The organism is Vaginella massiliensis (assembly GCF_900089075.1).
GTDB classification, from domain to species: domain Bacteria; phylum Bacteroidota; class Bacteroidia; order Flavobacteriales; family Weeksellaceae; genus Weeksella; species Weeksella massiliensis_A.
The window spans coordinates 302,669-319,717 of sequence record NZ_LT593747.1; the positions used below are offsets into that span (position 1 = coordinate 302,669).

The 17,049-nt window shown below is 38.6% G+C and carries 16 protein-coding genes; 10 read left to right on the top strand and 6 right to left on the bottom strand.

What is annotated here, in order from left to right; translation table 11 throughout:
• Positions 1 to 29: 29 nt before the first annotated feature.
• Genes BN8061_RS08805 through BN8061_RS08815 form a run of 3 tightly spaced genes read right to left on the bottom strand, consistent with a single transcriptional unit; the run spans position 30 to position 2,112 of the window.
• A complete protein-coding gene (locus BN8061_RS08805; RefSeq protein ID WP_068598511.1) occupies positions 30 to 635 on the bottom strand; it encodes a fumarylacetoacetate hydrolase family protein in 606 nt (201 codons plus the stop codon).
• Entirely contained in the window at positions 632 to 1,393 is a 762-nt protein-coding gene (locus tag BN8061_RS08810) for a 3'-5' exonuclease (RefSeq protein WP_068598513.1), read from the bottom strand. Before BN8061_RS08810 ends, BN8061_RS08805 begins: the two co-directional genes overlap by 4 nt.
• Complete coding sequence (locus BN8061_RS08815) at positions 1,390 to 2,112, bottom strand: CDP-alcohol phosphatidyltransferase family protein (protein WP_068598516.1); 723 nt, start codon at positions 2,110 to 2,112, stop codon at positions 1,390 to 1,392. The genes BN8061_RS08810 and BN8061_RS08815 overlap by 4 nt, the downstream gene beginning before the upstream one ends.
• Before the next feature lie 105 nt (positions 2,113 to 2,217).
• Between BN8061_RS08815 and BN8061_RS08820 the strand changes: the two genes are divergently transcribed.
• Positions 2,218 to 3,312 carry a putative type IX sorting system protein PorV2 gene (locus BN8061_RS08820; RefSeq protein WP_068598519.1) on the top strand — a complete coding sequence of 365 codons (1,095 nt, stop codon included), beginning with the start codon at positions 2,218 to 2,220 and terminating at the stop codon, positions 3,310 to 3,312.
• A 24-nt stretch (positions 3,313 to 3,336) separates the two neighbouring features.
• Here BN8061_RS08820 and uvrA read toward each other — a convergent pair whose 3' ends face one another.
• Both uvrA and BN8061_RS08830 read right to left on the bottom strand, forming a co-directional pair.
• Positions 3,337 to 6,132: an excinuclease ABC subunit UvrA gene (gene uvrA, locus BN8061_RS08825; protein WP_068598520.1), complete on the bottom strand. Its 2,796-nt coding sequence runs from the start codon at positions 6,130 to 6,132 to the stop codon at positions 3,337 to 3,339.
• Between the two features lie 117 nt (positions 6,133 to 6,249).
• Entirely contained in the window at positions 6,250 to 6,582 is a 333-nt protein-coding gene (locus tag BN8061_RS08830) for a DUF3060 domain-containing protein (RefSeq protein WP_068598522.1), read from the bottom strand.
• A 65-nt stretch (positions 6,583 to 6,647) separates the two neighbouring features.
• On the opposite strand from BN8061_RS08830, the gene prmC reads away from it, so the two are divergent.
• The 4 genes from prmC to BN8061_RS08850 all read left to right on the top strand — a co-directional run bounded on the left by prmC (position 6,648) and on the right by BN8061_RS08850 (position 10,649).
• A complete protein-coding gene (prmC, locus tag BN8061_RS08835) occupies positions 6,648 to 7,478 on the top strand; it encodes a peptide chain release factor N(5)-glutamine methyltransferase (protein ID WP_235802723.1) in 831 nt (276 codons plus the stop codon).
• 57 nt (positions 7,479 to 7,535) lie between these two features.
• Entirely contained in the window at positions 7,536 to 8,024 is a 489-nt protein-coding gene (locus BN8061_RS08840) for a hypothetical protein (RefSeq protein ID WP_154662299.1), read from the top strand.
• A 120-nt stretch (positions 8,025 to 8,144) separates the two neighbouring features.
• Positions 8,145 to 8,705 (top strand): GNAT family N-acetyltransferase, encoded by a 561-nt coding sequence (locus BN8061_RS08845; RefSeq protein WP_235802724.1) that lies wholly within the window; start codon positions 8,145 to 8,147, stop codon positions 8,703 to 8,705.
• Between the two features lie 198 nt (positions 8,706 to 8,903).
• The gene (locus BN8061_RS08850; protein WP_068598528.1) at positions 8,904 to 10,649 is read left to right on the top strand and encodes a DEAD/DEAH box helicase; all 1,746 of its coding nucleotides are present in this window, start codon (positions 8,904 to 8,906) and stop codon (positions 10,647 to 10,649) included.
• 88 nt (positions 10,650 to 10,737) lie between these two features.
• Here the strand turns inward: BN8061_RS08850 and BN8061_RS08855 are convergent, their stop codons facing one another.
• On the bottom strand, positions 10,738 to 12,435 hold the full coding sequence (locus BN8061_RS08855) for a B12-binding domain-containing radical SAM protein (protein ID WP_235802725.1): 1,698 nt from the start codon (positions 12,433 to 12,435) through the stop codon (positions 10,738 to 10,740).
• Positions 12,436 to 12,505: 70 nt separating this feature from the next.
• Here BN8061_RS08855 and BN8061_RS08860 point away from each other — a divergent pair, with 70 nt between their 5' ends.
• The 5 genes from BN8061_RS08860 to pyrH all read left to right on the top strand — a co-directional run bounded on the left by BN8061_RS08860 (position 12,506) and on the right by pyrH (position 17,040).
• On the top strand, positions 12,506 to 13,453 hold the full coding sequence (locus tag BN8061_RS08860) for an LLM class flavin-dependent oxidoreductase (RefSeq protein ID WP_094745929.1): 948 nt from the start codon (positions 12,506 to 12,508) through the stop codon (positions 13,451 to 13,453).
• Positions 13,454 to 13,545: 92 nt separating this feature from the next.
• Positions 13,546 to 14,517 carry a polyprenyl synthetase family protein gene (locus tag BN8061_RS08865; RefSeq protein WP_068598533.1) on the top strand — a complete coding sequence of 324 codons (972 nt, stop codon included), beginning with the start codon at positions 13,546 to 13,548 and terminating at the stop codon, positions 14,515 to 14,517.
• Between the two features lie 3 nt (positions 14,518 to 14,520).
• Entirely contained in the window at positions 14,521 to 15,513 is a 993-nt protein-coding gene (locus BN8061_RS08870) for a GSCFA domain-containing protein (RefSeq protein WP_068598535.1), read from the top strand.
• Positions 15,503 to 16,273: a TatD family hydrolase gene (locus BN8061_RS08875; RefSeq protein ID WP_068598537.1), complete on the top strand. Its 771-nt coding sequence runs from the start codon at positions 15,503 to 15,505 to the stop codon at positions 16,271 to 16,273. Before BN8061_RS08870 ends, BN8061_RS08875 begins: the two co-directional genes overlap by 11 nt.
• Positions 16,274 to 16,329: 56 nt before the next feature.
• Positions 16,330 to 17,040: a UMP kinase gene (gene pyrH, locus BN8061_RS08880; RefSeq protein ID WP_068599502.1), complete on the top strand. Its 711-nt coding sequence runs from the start codon at positions 16,330 to 16,332 to the stop codon at positions 17,038 to 17,040.
• Positions 17,041 to 17,049 lie beyond the last annotated feature (9 nt).

The following is a 17,049-nucleotide window of genomic DNA, read 5'->3' on the forward strand; positions in this document are numbered from 1 at the left end:
GCAAACGCAAATAAGCTGATAGTTACGTTTTACAAAACTTTTAGTTCAAATACTTGTGTATCATTTAAATAGCCTTTTATTATATCTTTAGAGGCTAAGGATCCAACGCCTTTTGGGGTTCCAGTAAAAATCATATCGCCTGTTTTCAAGGTCATGTATTTCGAGATTTCTGCGATCAGAACATCGTAGGTAAACAGCATATCTTGGGTGTTGCCTTGTTGCATCCATTCATCGTTTTTCTTCAAACCAAAAGAAAGATTGTCGATCGGAAGCGATTCTTTAGGGAAAAACTTCGAGACGTAAGCCGAATTGTCGAATGCTTTGGCTTTTTCCCACGGAAATCGTTGCGCTTTCAGTTCGGTTTGCACATCTCGCGCTGTAAAATCGATGCCTAGACCAACCTCTTCGTAATAGCGATGTGCAAATTGTGGTTGGATCATTTTACCAACTTTCGAAATTTTGATGACGACTTCTACTTCGAAATGAATTTCGTTGCTGAAGGGCGGAATAACGAACAAATCGTTTCGCATCAGTGCTGTATCGGGTTTCAAAAAAAACATCGGTTCCGATGGGATGTCGTTGTTCAGCTCCTTGGCATGTTCGGCGTAATTGCGACCTATACAGAAGATTTTCATTGGAAACTCGATTTTAATTTTATTCGGGTAAAAACTTTTTTGGTGTACAACGGAAAATCAGCATTCTGAATCCAACTGTAATAACCTGGATCCTTTTGAAAAACATCGGTTACGCGCTGCCCTTTGTATTTGCCAAAACTGATGATTTCTTCATTTTGATCATTCAATACAATAAAGCCTGCAAAATCTACCGATTTTCGCTGCGAAGAAAAATCGCTTAGAAACTGATTATCATTTTTCAGCTCATCGTATTTCGCAATTTGAGCCATCAAAATTTCATACGTCGCCAAGGTATCGGCTTCGGCAGAATGCGCATTTTCCAAATCTTTGTCGCAGTAGAAACGATAGGCTGCCGACAAATTTCGAGGTTCCATTTTATGAAAAATCACTTGCACATCTATCGGGCGATGTTTTTCCATGTCGAAATCGATATCATTTCGTAAAAACTCTTCTGCAAGCAACGGAATGTCGAATCGATTCGAATTGAATCCTGCCAGATCGGCATCTTTCATCATCTGCAGAATTTGTGGAGCGATTTCTCTAAATGTCGGAGCATCTTGCACATCCTCGTCATAAATTCCGTGAATCAAAGAAGCTTCGACAGGAATCGGAATTTGAGGATTTACGCGCCAAGTTTTTACTTCTTTTTCGCCGTTTGTCAAGGCTTTTACAATCGATATTTCGACAATGCGATCTTTCGCAATATTAGTTCCGGTCGTTTCTAAATCGAAGAAACATATATTTTTAGTTAATTTCATTTGATGATTTCCTTTCTGAAAATGATTGAAAATAATAGATACAATAGGATGATTAGCGGAATCGCAAAGATTTGAAACACGAGGATTCCAATCAGACTAATGATCAAAAAAATGTATTTATAATAATTATCTTTCCAAGACAACTCTTTGAATTTCAGGGAGAAAAGTGGAATGTTCGAGATTAATAAAAAACTACAACCAACGGTCAGAATCACCAACAACACCAAATCTACGGTAGGATGGAATAAACCTTGATTTTGTTGATGAATATAAAAAATAGAAAACAACAAAAGCGTATTGGACGGAGTTGCCAAACCTTTGAAATAGGTCGATTGCTCATCATCTAAATTGAATTTTGCCAAGCGCAAAGCCGAAAAAGCAGGAATCATCAACCCTAAAAGTGACAACCAACTGAGCGTTGCATTTCCTGTGTTGAATACCGTTGGCGAATCGTAATTGAGCAACAGCACCATCATCATCAGACCAGGAGTCAATCCGAACGAAATTACATCTGCCAAAGAATCCAATTCTTTACCCATTGGCGAGCTTATTCGCATTGCTCTAGCCACCAAACCATCTAGAAAATCGGCGATGAGCGAGATGATGATCATGAGCAAGATGAGCTTGATATTTCCGCCACTGATGACCAATATAGAAGCTAAAACTCCGCAACATAGATTGAGCAGCGTGAGCAGGTTGGGCAAATTGAATAATTTCATAAAACAGCTTTGTTGAGGCAAAAATACAAACTTTCGATGCAAGGCGCATAGAAATACAATAAAACCTTTATTTTTGAGTTTAGTTTAGCAAAGTAACAAATCATTTTGAAAAAGTTTATTTTCTTCATCGGCATTTTGACCTTTCATTCGGTTTCGGCGCAAACCGCCCGTAAATACTCCAACGAATTTTTGAATATCGGGGTTGATGCTCGAGCGTTTGGAATGGGGAATGCTGTGGTGGCAAATATTGGCGATGTGAATGCAGTTTATTGGAATCCAGCAGGTTTGACCGATGTCGTGCACGATATTCAATTTTCGGCAATGCACGCAGAATATTTCCAGTCGATTGCCAAATACGATTATTTAGCCGCGGCATTTCCGTTGCAAAACAATTCTACCTTTGCCGTTGCGCTGTATCGTTTTGGGGTTGATGATATTCTCAATACAACCGAATTGATCGATAATCAGGGAAATATAGACTACAATAAAATCTCGAAATTTTCGACTGCAGATTATGCCTTATCGGCGTCTTATGCGGGCTATTTTTTGGGGAATAAAGACATCCAAGTTGGTGCAAATGCCAAGTTGGTTTACCGCCATATTGGTAAGTTTGCCAATTCGTTTGGTTTCGGAATCGATTTGGGATTGCGCTACAAAACCGAAAATGGTTTTTACTTTGGAGCCATGGCGCGCGATATTACCACCACCTTCAATGTCTGGAAGATCAATTACGAAAAATTGGGATCAATCAGCATAGACGAACCTAATAGTACAGATGTTGTGACGGTAAACGATTTGCCAGCAGAAGATATCGAACTCACCTTACCGAAACTCAATCTCGGGGTAGCGAAACAATTTGAATTGAACGATCGATTCAAAATTTTGGGAGAGGTAGACCTTAATATGCATTTTCAAGAATCGAATGATATTTTTTCGATGAAAGGATTCAGTTTGTCGCCAGCGGCTGGTGTAGAAATTTCGTACGACGATATGATTTTTTTGCGTGGCGGTGTAAACAATTTTCAGAAAGAGATGCAGTTCAACGAAAAGTATAAAAATACCTTTCAGCCCAATGTCGGAGTAGGATTCAAGTACAGAGGAATCAACATCGATTATGCCCTTACCGATATTGGCGATCAGTCGGTTGCATTGTATTCCAACATTTTTTCGGTAAAAGTAGATTTATCAGAATGGCGATGAAAAACGTTCAATCAACGTTTTTCATCATAACTTATCTTTCAAAAACTCTCCAGTAAACGATTCTTTTACTTTTGCAATTTGCTCTGGCGTGCCTTCTGCCACCAAATGTCCTCCACGTTTTCCTCCTTCTGGACCCAAATCAATCACCCAGTCGGCAACTTTGATGATGTCCATATTGTGTTCGATGACAAAAACCGAATGACCGATTTCGATCAAAGCGCGCAAAGCTTTTATCAACTTCTGTATATCGTGGAAATGCAAACCCGTAGAAGGTTCGTCGAAAATAAATAAGGTGTTGTTTTTGGTTTCGCCTTTGGTTAAGAAATAAGCAAGCTTGATTCTTTGTGCTTCACCGCCCGACAAGGTGTTGGATGATTGTCCCAATTGTACATAGCCCAAGCCCACATCTTGCAAAGGTTTCAGTTTTTGTACAATCTTGTCTTGTTTGTTTTTGGTAAAAAAAGAAATTGCATCGTCTACGGTCATTTCGAGGATGTCGGCGATGTTCTGTTCGTCGTATTTTACCTCTAAAACTTCTTTCTGAAATCGTTTGCCATGGCAAACTTCGCATTCCAATTCTACATCGGCCATGAATTGCATTTCGATCGTGATGGTGCCTTCGCCTTTGCAATTTTCACATCGTCCGCCTTCGACATTGAAAGAAAAGTGCTTTGCTGAAAATCCCATGAGTTTGCTCGCTTTCTGATTGGCGTATAACTGACGAATGTCGTCATAGGCTTTCACATAGGTTACGGGATTGGATCTGGACGATTTTCCAATCGGATTCTGATCGATGAGTTCGATCGCTTTTATTGTCTTCACGTCGCCTTGCAACCTATCAAAATCACCAATTCTGTTTCCGTATTGGTCGAGTTGTCTTTGCAGAGCAGGAGTGAGGATATCTTTCATCAAAGTAGATTTCCCAGATCCGCTTACACCCGTTATCACCGTCAGCATATTGAGCGGAAAAGTGACATCAATATTTTTTAGATTATGCTCTCTTGCACCTTCAACCCGAATTGCATTTTTGATCGGAATTCTTTTTTTAGGAATTTCTATTTTCATTTTCCCGTTCAGGTATTGAGCGGTTAGGGTATTGGCTTTCAACAGCTGGTCGTAGGTGCCTTCGAATACTACTTCACCGCCATTTGTTCCTGCTTCTGGACCGATGTCGATGATGTAATCTGCTTCTTTTATGATGTCTTCATCGTGCTCGACTACAATCACCGTATTGCCCAAATCGCGGAGGCGTTTGAGAACACTTAAAAATCGTACGGTGTCTTTAGAATGCAATCCAATCGAAGGTTCGTCGAGTATGTACATCGAGCCTACAAGGCTAGAACCCAACGAGGTTGCTAAATTGATTCTTTGGCTTTCGCCACCCGATAAGGTGTTCGATGCGCGATTCAAAGTCAGATAATCCAACCCAACGTCTAATAAGAACGATAAACGGCTTTCTATTTCGTGTATGATGCGTTTTGCTACTTGCTTTTCGAAAGGGGTGAATTCTATCTGGTCGAAAAACTGTTTGAGTTCGTCTAACGGCAAATCGACTAGGTCGACTATCGACCTGTTGTTGATTTTTACCCATGTCGCTTCTTGGCGTAATCGTTTCCCTTTGCAACTTGGACACTTGGTTTTTCCTCGATAACGAGAAAGCATCACACGGTACTGAATTTTGTATTGGTTGCTTTCGACCATATCAAAAAATCCGTCTATACCTTCCCACGACTTATCTCCGTGCCAAAGGTAATCTTTTTGGGCTTCGGTTAATTCGTAATAGGGTTTGTGAATAGGAAAATCTTTCTTCGTTGCTTCTTTGATAAAATAATTTTTCCATTCGCTCATTTTCTCTCCTTTCCATGCTACCACCGCATCTTCGTAAACGGATAAATTTTTGTTCGGAATCACCAAATTCTCATCAATGCCGATTACTTTTCCGTATCCTTCACAAGTCGGACAAGCACCGTACGGATTGTTGAAACTGAAAAAATGGACATTGGGTTCTAAAAACGAAATGCCATCCATCTCGAATCGTGACGAAAATACTTGGGTCGAATGATGATCGAGATTCGAAAGGAGGAGTTCTCCGTTTCCTTCGAAAAATGCAACTTCGATGGCGTCGCCCAAACGATGATAAAAAGCCTCGTCGTCTTGGGTGTTGATGCGATCGATGACCAATTCTAATTTGTTTTGTGGCGTTGGTTGAAAATTGAATTCAATCAGATCCGAAATCTTCACCTGTTGGTCATCAACCATTATCCGATTGAATCCTTGCTGATTCAAGATATGAAGATGCTCGGTAAAACTTCGATCTTCTGGAATTTGCAACGCAATCAACAACAGCAATTTGCTCTGTAACGGCAATTGTTTGATGTAATCGATAACATCGGTTACCGAATCTTTTCTCACTTCTTTCCCAGAAATTGGCGAGTAGGTTCTACCGATTCGGGCGTAGAGTAATTTTAAGTAATCATATATTTCGGTCGTTGTCCCAACCGTTGAGCGTGGATTGCTGCTGATTACTTTTTGCTCAATGGCAATCGCGGGCGCAATACCTTTGATATAATCAACTTGTGGTTTGTTTAGTTTCCCTAAAAATTGCCGTGCATAAGAAGATAAACTCTCAACATATCGGCGTTGCCCTTCGGCGTACAAGGTGTCGAATGCCAAGGTCGATTTTCCAGATCCTGACATGCCCGTAATCACCACGAGCTTATTTTTGGGGATGGCTAAATCGATATTTTTTAGGTTATGCAGTTTGGCTCCTTTGATGAGGATAAACTCCTTCGGATCCAATTTGTCAAAGTCTTTTTTCATCAGTTTGCAAAGATAATCAATAATTCTTTCATCTTATTTCAAACCAAAAAAAAGCTCTTATAAAACAAAGAGCTTTTTGGGTTCTGACTAAAATGTATACGTTACAAATTCCAACTCTTACTGAGTCACGCTGTTATCACGTCCAATCAATTCAGATTTTAGTTTTTGATTTGGTGTCGAGGTGCCGGTATAAGAAAGGCTGTTGCCATCGCCATTGATATAAACGCCGTCTACTTTGCTTGCGCTTATTTTGTTGTGGGACCCAATCACTTTTATTTCTTTACAACTTCCTTTTATGGTCAGAACGTTTTTGCTTCCTGTAATGAAAACCATATTCTGATTGCATTCTAAGGTTTTTGTTTGGTTGTTGCCAATAACTTTTATGTTGTTACTTTGCCCAAAAGCAAATCCTGTCAACAGTACAAAGGCACTCATTAAAAATTTTTTCATCTTCATAAATATTTGAAACAAATCACTCGAAACTATAACAAGTTGAGTAATTTTGAAATATGGAAATGCAAAAACTTCGCCAACTTTTTCAGTCCGAATTACAACATGATTTTTCGGATGAAGAGATTCAGCTATTTTATCATTATTATTTGGATGATAAACTCGGCGTCAAATTAGCTGAAATCGAGCCGAATATTGATTTTTGCGAAGCAGAAATTTTAAAAGATCTCGAAAAACTCAAAAACAATGTGCCTTATCAACAAATTGTAGGGTTTGCCTATTTTTTCGATTTGAAAATTAAGGTGAATCAGCATACCCTCATCCCACGGCCCGAAACCGAAGAATTGGTCGATTGGATTGTGAAAGATCATCAAGAAAACCAAGCAATACGAATCCTTGATATCGGTACTGGAAGCGGCTGCATTGCCATTGCGCTGAAAAAAATGATGCCAAAAGCAACGGTGATTGGAATGGATATTTCGCCAGATGCCATCGAAATCGCTAAACAAAATGCAAAACTGAACGAGGCAGAGGTTGAATTTGTTGTACAAGACATTTTGTCACTTTCTCGTTTGGAGCAAGCTTTCGATCTGATTGTTTCGAATCCGCCTTACATTCGAAACTTCGAAAAATCGAGCATGCACCAAAACGTTCTGAAATACGAACCTTCTACTGCGCTTTTTGTATCAGACGAGCATCCTTTGGTTTTTTATGAAAAAATAGTACAATTAGCTCAGCGTGCTTTGCACAAAGATGGCGCACTTTATTTCGAGATCAATCAATATTTAGGAAAGGAAATGAAAGAATTAGTCGCGCCATATTTTGAGTTGATCGAACTCCAAAAAGACATTTCTGGAAACGATAGAATGTTGAAAACATCTAAAATAAAAAGATGATTTGGCTCAGTTTTTGAAACACGAACAGATGTTAATTAAAACTAAAATTAAGATAAAATGAAAAAATTAGTATTCGGAATCTCGCTAATGGGATTGGTTTTCGCAACCGCTTGTACCAATAAAGAAGAAAAAACAGTAATTACCGATGGTACTGGTGATTCTATAGAAGTATATACCGAAACAACTGTTGAACCTGCAATTACAGAAGCAGAAGCGCAAGCCAGAGTAGACCAAGCGCAAAAAGATTTGGACGAGGCAATTGCCAAAGGAGATAAAGCCGCAGAAGAAGCAGCACGCAAAACATTGGACGATGCAAAAGTTGCATGGGATAATGTAAAAACAGGTGTGAGCAACGTGGCACATGATGTAAAAGAAGGTGTGTCTGATGCTGCACAAAAAACAGGCGACGCCATAGAAAACACTGCAAAAGATGTAAAAGAAGCATCGAAAAATGCTGCTGAAGATGTAAAAGAAGCGACAAAAAAAGCAGCTGATGATGTAAAAGAAGGCTATAACAAAGCCTTAGAAGGTGCAAAAGCTAAATAAGAAGCAAGATTTTGCAACATACCCTACAAAACCGAACAAAAGTTTGTTCGGTTTTGTAATTTTCAGGAATCAAATTTGGCGAATGTCATTTTTCAGGTTTAACTTTGAATAAAAATATTAATGATGAAAATTCGATCGGCAACCAAAGGCGACGCTTCGGCTATTGCCCACTTGTTGTTCATGGCAATGGAAGATATTGTGTACGCGTTTATCAATCAGAAAAAACACGGAGAAGCTTTGGCGTTTTTAGAATATTTTGTGTCCAAAGAAAACAATCAATATTCTTACGAAAATATTTTTGTGGCAGAGGTAGAGGGCAATGTTGTCGGCGCAATCAATGTTTACGATGGTGGTAGGTTAGATGAATTGAGGCAACCAGTTTTGGAGCATCTCGAACGTCATTATTCCAACAAAATAACGGTAGAAGATGAGACCGAAGCCGGTGAATGGTACCTCGATACATTGGGTGTGAACCCAGAATATAGAGGGATGGGAATAGGCGGCAAGTTGATTCATCATGTGATTCAGCATTTTCGCGATTCTAAAAATTCTAAACTCGGTTTGTTGGTAGACGAAGACAATCCGAGAGCTTTTCAGCTTTATACCAAATTAGGATTTGCACAGCAAAAATCTAAAACTTTGGTAGGCAAAAGATTGAATCATTTACAATACACCTTATAGTTGTTTTGTAATTAAAATAATTGTTGTAAATTTGCACCGCCTTTTTCAAAGGAAGAAGGTCGGATGTTAAGAATTTCATTTAGGGATTTTTGGGGCTGCTTGGCCATTTTAATTTTTATTCTTCATATCCGTTGTTTAATTAATTAAATTTACCGGTATGAATGATAAATGGATTTATCCCGGTTACATGATGTAAAAATGATAACATTCAAAGATTTAGGTCTTCGACCCGAACTTCTTTCTGCCGTCGAAACGATGGGTTTTGTAAGTCCTTCACCAATTCAAGAAAAAGCAATTCCACAAATTTTGTCATCAGATCAAGATGTGATTGCATTAGCACAAACTGGTACAGGCAAAACTGCCGCTTTTGGTTTGCCTATTCTCGACCGTTTGGACATGAGCAAACGCAATGTACAGGCAATTATTTTGTGTCCAACACGCGAACTTTGCCTACAGATTACCAAAGAAATGGAAAGCTTTGCTTCGAATCTCAAAGGTGTTCGTATTCAGGCTGTTTATGGTGGCGCAGACATCGTAAAGCAAATCAAAGGACTCAAAGATCATCCGCAAATCGTTGTTGGGACACCTGGACGCACCATGGATTTGATCAACCGTTCTGCACTCAAAATTCATGACATTACTTGGACTGTTTTAGACGAGGCAGACGAAATGTTGAACATGGGTTTTCGTGATTCTATCGATGAGATTCTAGAGTCGACGCCACAAGAAAAACAAACCTTGTTATTTTCGGCTACTATGCCAAAAGAGGTAAGACGAATTGCGTCACAATACATGCAAAAACCAGTAGAAATTGCGGTGAGTAAGGTGAATATGGCATCTAGAAACGTAGAACACCAATACTTCATGGTGCGTTCTAGCGACCGTTATTTGGCACTGAAACGTATTTCCGATTACCACCCAAGTATTTACGGTATTGTATTTTGTAAGACAAGAAGAGAAACCAAAGAAGTTGCAGATAAATTGATGCAAGACGGCTACAATGCAGATGCATTGCATGGTGATTTGTCGCAATCACAGCGCGATCATGTGATGGAAAAGTTTCGCAACAAAAATATTCAATTGTTGGTAGCGACCGATGTGGCTGCCCGCGGAATTGATGTAAACGAATTGACGCATGTCATCAACTACAGTTTACCCGACGATCCAGAGGTTTATGTACACCGTTCTGGTAGAACAGGTCGTGCTGGTAACAAAGGGATTTCGATTATCATTGCGCACTCTCGAGAGGGGCGTAAAATAAAAGATGTCGAGAAATTCATCTCTTCACCTATTGAGTTGAAACGCGTGCCATCTGGTGAAGATATTTGCGAACGTCGCATGTTCAATTTGATCGAAAAAATTGAAAATACAGTCGTAAATGAAGAGCAAATCGAGCCGTATATGGAGACCGTTTACGATAAGTTGCAAGGGTTGGATCGTGATGAAATCATCAAACGCTTTGTTTCCACAGAGTTCAACGAGTTTTTGAACTATTACAAAAATTCGCAAGACATCAACGTAAAATCTGATAGCCGTGGCGTAGGACGTGAAAGAGGGCGTCGCTCGAACAAAAGCTTTACCCGTTTCTATATCAATCTGGGAGAAAAACATCGAGTGAAAGCTCCGAATTTGATTGGCATGATCAACGAATTTACAAGAAATCGAAACATAGAGATTGGTAAAATCGAAATCTTACGAAATTTCTCATTCTTCGAAGTAGATGAAGAACATACCGACACCATTTTGACTGCTTTTGATGGGCAAGATCGCGACGGTTACGAAATCGATGTACAAATTTCTAAACCAGAGCCAAGTAGATTTAGAGACAATGATCGCAGTGGACGCAGAGATCGCAAAGGTTCAGACAGCAGAGCCAAGTCAAACAATAACCGCAGCAATCGTAAATCTTTTAGTGGTGGGCGTCGCGATAGAGGAAGACGTTAATATGGTATTTTTCAATATCAATAGGAGTTAATTTGATAGGTGTTTTTCGAATAAAACACCTATTTTTTATTACACTTTCCAAAGTTTTTTATAAAGATTCTGAATATAAAAAACTTGTTTTGAACTGTTTTATACAACCAAATTCAGCTTGCGTGCGACCATCATATTTTACGATCATCAAGTTTTTTTCTCGACGAATGCGTTTGCTTTCCTTCCAATAATTCCAGTCAAAATCAATCGGAATTGCATGGTATCTAAAATTTTTATCCAATCTATACTCCGAAACCAAGCGCTTTACCTCAACTTTAGACAGCATCATACCTTGAATGGATGAGGGAATTGTTTTTGGAAAAATCGCATAGTCAATCACCGTCATATTGTGCAAGACAGGATCATCGAATGTAGAAATATAGTCGAACAAAGCATCATAAATTTGTGCAAGCGAATGCTTGTGTTCGTGATACTTTTGAGTGAAATATTGTCCTAACCCCATCAAAAAATCGAAAATTGAATGATGCAATGCAATATATGTCAGTGTATTGACGGCTCTAGGCTTATTCCAATAGACTTCTAATGCAACCTCTAGTTTAGAAATGTCATCCAATTCTTTTTTGCTCAAAAAATCGCTTTTTATGATCTGATAGGGTGGATTTGGATCGAATTCGTAACCGTAGTTTTCATATTTTTTGCGAACAGGAGTTCCTTTCAAAAATTTCAAAAAACCCAGTTGTAATTCGGGTGGAAAAAGTTTGAAAGTTTCTTCGAAACTATATTTCAAATCCGACATATATTCCAAAGGCAAACCCACAATCAAATCAAGATGCATTTCGATTTTATCTTGCAATTGCCGAATAACGTGTGCTGTTTTTTCGAAATTTTGTTTTCGACTTACCTCTAAATTACTCGCTTGATTTACGGTTTGAATGCCAATTTCGAATCTAAATAAACCTTTTGGAACTTTTTGATTGATAAAATCAATAATTTCTGGATGAACAATATCTGCTGTAATTTCGAATTGAAAAACATTTTCAGGCCGGTGATGATCTAAAATGAATTGAAATAATTCTAGTGTAAAAGCCTTTTTCACATTGAATGTTCGATCTAGAAACTTAATTGTTTTGCCATGTTGCATCAAATACAACAAATTCGATTTTATGGTATGCATGGGTAAATATCGAACTTTGTTGTCGAGGCTAGCCAAACAAAACTCGCATTTATAGGGACATCCGCGGCTGGTTTCGATATAGCAGACTTTGTGTTTCAGATTCTTAGGGTCATCATATTGGTAAGGATTTCGATTCTCTAAAAGGTTGATGTCGAATTGCAGGTGTGCTTTGTTGAATTTCACCTCGTTGTGAAGTTTGTAGACCAAATTCGGAACATTTTCCACCTGAGGATAGTGCTCTACAAATTGCTCAAATGGTATTTCACCTTCACCAACAATGATGTAATCAACATCGTTTCGAGCAATGATTTCATCAAACTCATAACTTACTTCTGGACCTCCTAATAAAATTTTTGTTGTAGGATTCAGAGCTTTGATCTTGGTACACACCTCTAAAGTTTGCGTGATATTCCAAATATAGCAACTAAAGCAAACTACTTCATATTTAGAACAAAAACGCGCAACTTCATCAAAATCAGATTTAATTGTAAATTCTTTCCAATCGATTTTATCTTGTTCTGAATTGAGGTCGTATAGCAAGCGAATTGCTAGATTCAGATGGATGTATTTTGCATTGAGCGTGGTAAGTAAAATCGGGTGTTCCATGGGTGCAAATTTCATGATTTTTTTTTATTGATTGGGATAGATAACAACATTTTCTAAACCGTATGCAATGCCTTATCTTTGTTTCATGGTTTATTCAATTTTAGATTTGGCTTACGTTATGAAGGGTGATAGCTTTCATCAAACCTTCGAGAAATCAGCCAAAGCAGCACGTTTTGCTGAAGATTTAGGCTATACACGATATTGGGTTTCTGAGCATCACAACATGCCCAATGTAATCAGTTCTGCCACGTCGGTACTTATCGGATATTTGGCAGCACATACCCAAAAAATCAGGGTGGGTTCTGGCGGCATCATGTTGCCCAATCATACGCCTTTGGTAATTGCCGAGCAATTTGGAACTTTAGAAGCGATGTATCCCAATCGTATCGATTTGGGATTGGGGCGAGCTCCAGGTACAGATATGAAAACGGCGACCATCTTGCGAAGAGGAGAAGCTGCTTTGCATTATGATTTCGAAGCGCATATCAAAGAACTGGAAAAGTATTTTGCAACCACCAACAATCAATCCGATGTGCGGGCATTGCCTGGTGAAGGAGCAGAGGTTCCGCTCTACATTTTAGGCTCGAGTATAGACTCGGCTTTTTTGGCAGCAAAATTGGGCAGACCTTATGCTTTTGCAGGGCATTTTGCGCCATCGCAGTTTTTTACAGCCTACGAGATTTACAAAGAGCACTTTCAACCTTCTTTTCATTTAGAAAAACCTTATATAATGTTGTGTGCCAATTGTATAGTTGCCGAGCAAGATGAAGAGGCACATTACCTTTCACGGAGCATGTTTCAGGCTTTTGCAAATATCATCAGTGATACTCGACAACCGATTTTGTCGCCAGATGAATGTGCATTGGATAATTTGGGAAGTCAACACCTAGATTTGTTGAAGAAAATGACGGCATTCACCTTTATAGGTTCACCAGAAACCGTGAAAAATCAGCTCAAAACCTTGTTAGAAGATACAGCGATTGACGAATTTATCGTGTCGACTAATATTTTTGATCATCGGATGAAATTATAATCATACCAACTGACGGCTGATATTTTTCGCCAATTATAAAAGTGTAGAATGACGATTAAACTTTATATTTGCTTTCTGTAATCAAACAAATCATGCATTCAATAGAAGAATTACATCAAATCATCAATCGATCATTTGATCGGTATACCATCAAACAAGAACCAAAAGAGTTATACGAACCGATTTCCTATATTCTAGATTTGGGAGGAAAGCGCATTCGACCATTGATTGTACTGATGGGGAATCAAATGTTTAATGGGGACCTAGAAATGGCAATAAAACCAGCGTTGGCTGTAGAATATTTTCATAATTTCACCTTGATGCATGACGATATTATGGATTCTGCTCCCTTGCGTAGAGGGAAAGAAACCGTACATCTCAAATACGATGTGAATTCTGCAATATTGGCAGGGGATACCATGCTCATCAAATCGTATGAGTTTTTGGAAGATTTGCCAGTTGGGATTTACAAACCAGTGAGCAAACTATTTACCAAAACGGCTTTGGAGTTGTGCGAAGGACAGCAGTACGACATCAATTACGAGTCGTTGAAAGACATTTCGTACGATGATTACATCAAAATGATTACAGGGAAAACCGCTGTTTTGGTTGGTTGTTGCCTCAAAATGGGCGCGCTCATTGCAAGTGCGCCAGAAGAAGAAGCCGAAAAATTGTATCAGGTCGGAATCAATTTAGGAATTGCCTTTCAGCTGAAAGATGACTATTTAGATGTTTTCGGAAAAGCGGTGAAAGTAGGTAAAAAACATGCTGGCGATATTTACGAAAACAAGAAAACCATTCTTTTTGTAACCGCAATGCAAGAGGCTTCGCCAGAAGAACGAGATGAATTGTTGTATTGGTATAATATAAAAGCCGAAAATGTAGACAAGATTTATGCGGTAGAAAAGCTTTTCAGAAAATTGAAGGTGAATGTAGCAATTTCTAAACTGATAAAAGAATACACCGAAAAAGCCAATCAATTGATTGATGAGATCAATATTCCAGATGAGCGAAAATTTTATTTGCGCGAGTTGAGTGCGATTTTAATCGATCGACAAGTTTAGACCATGCAATTTCGTACCGAAGTCAAGATTCAGAAAGCGCCTTTCAGTATTCAACATCACCATAAAGTGTTGTCGATAGGATCGTGTTTTGCCGAAGAAATCGGTCAACAATTACATCAAGCTAAATTTACTGTCGAGACCAATCCGTTTGGCAATTTATTTCATCCGTATGCCATCGAGAACGCTGTGGGACGCGTACATTCTCGTATTCATTATATTGCCAACGAAATTTTCGAGTACAATCATTTGTTTTTTTCGTGGGATCATCATTCAAGTTTTAGCAATCCTTCGAAGGTCGATTGCCTTACGCATATCAATCAGACCATCGATAAATTCAATGTTTTTGCGCGCAATGCCGATTTTTTTATCATTACCCTGGCGACATCTTGGGTGTATAAAATAAAATCAAACGGTTTAATTGTAGCGAATTGTCATAAATTTCCGCAACGAGAATTTCAGAAATTAATCCTCACAACACAAGAAATCTACGAATCGTTGTTGCGAACAGTGAAATTGATTCTGGATATTGCGCCCAACGCAAAAATCATTTTTACCGTAAGTCCCGTAAGGCATATAAAAGACGGAATTGTAGAGAATAATGTGAGTAAATCTCGCCTGATAAACGCTGTTTACCAATTGGTTTTGCAGTACAACGAGTTGCATTATTTCCCGTCTTACGAAATCATGATTGATGATTTGCGAGATTATCGATTTTATAAAGAAGATATGATTCATCCCAACCAATTGGCAGTAGATTATATTTGGCAAAAATTTCAGGAGACTTGGATGGATGAAAAAACGATACAACTCAATCAGCAAATTCATAAGGTGAATTTAGCCATGAATCATCGCCCATTCAACCCCAATACGCTACAGCATCAAAGTTTTTTGTATAACACTTGCAAAGAAATGAAACGGTTGAATTCGTTTCTGAAAAGTAATAACTTCGATAATGAAATCGAAATTTTAGAACAAAAAATAAGAAATGTTAATTGATACCCATACGCATTTATATTCTGATCAGTTTGATGAAGATCGAGCCGAAATAATTCAGCGAGCCTTAGATGCTGGTATAGAACGATTCTATTTGCCGGCTATAGATTCTACTTATACCGAAAAAATGTTGAATTTAGCGGCTATTTATCCCGAAAAATTGTTTCCGATGATGGGATTGCATCCAACATCTGTACATCCTGATACAGTGGAATATGAGCTGAATCATGTAAAGCATTGGTTGAATAGTAGAGAATTCAAAGCAGTGGGTGAAATTGGGATTGATTTGTATTGGGAAAAAGCTTATTTGCAAACCCAACAAGATGCATTTCTTACCCAAATCAATTGGGCAAAAGAGAAAGAATTGCCGATAGTTATTCATTGTCGAGAAGCTTTCGAAGAAATTTTCGAGGTGTTGGAACAAGCAAAAGACGATAAATTATTCGGTATTTTTCATTGTTTCACCGGAACCAAAGAAGACGCGCAACACGCCATAGATTTCAATATGCATTTGGGTATAGGCGGAGTGGTTACCTTCAAAAATGGAAAAATTGATCAGTTTCTCCACGAAATTCCTTTAGAAAAAATTGTACTCGAGACCGACAGTCCATATTTAGCACCAGTTCCGTATCGAGGAAAACGCAACGAGAGCAGTTATCTCACCAATATTGTAGATAAATTGGTCACTATTTATCGAAAAACACCTGAAGAAATTGCAACGATTACCACGCAAAACGCGCTTTCTATTTTCGAAAAAATCTAACGAAGTCCTTTAACATTTTGGCAAATCCTTTATATTTGCAAAGAAATCCTTTAAAAATGAAATATAAAAGAATACTCTTAAAACTTAGTGGCGAAGCCTTGATGGGTGAATTACAATACGGTATAGACCCCAACGTACTCAAACGATATGCAGAACAAATACAAGAAGTAAGTGATTTGGGTTGTGAAGTTGCAATCGTCATCGGAGGAGGAAACATTTTTAGAGGAGTTCAAGGCGTTGCGTCGGGCATGGATCGCGTACAAGGCGATTATATGGGGATGTTGGCAACCGTGATCAATAGCATGGCGTTACAAGGCGCTTTGGAAGATATTGGATTGAAAACCCGCTTGCAAACGGCAATTCGTATGGAGCAAATCGCAGAACCCTTCATCAAAAGACGTGCAACACGGCACTTAGAAAAAGGGCGAGTGGTAATTTTTGGAGCAGGAACAGGAAATCCATATTTCACTACCGATACCGCAGCGGTATTGCGTGCTATAGAAATCAATGCCGATGTAATTCTGAAAGGTACACGTGTTGATGGAATTTATACCGCTGATCCAGAAAAAGACCTAACAGCGAAAAAGTTCGATAAAATTTCGTACGAAGAAGTTTATACAAAAGACCTGAAAGTAATGGATATGACCGCCTTTACTTTGAGTGATGAAAATAATTTGCCTATTATTGTATTCGATATGAATACCAAAGGTAATTTGAAAAATTTGATATTAGGAGAAAACGTAGGTACATTGGTAACCAATAATTAAATCGCACTT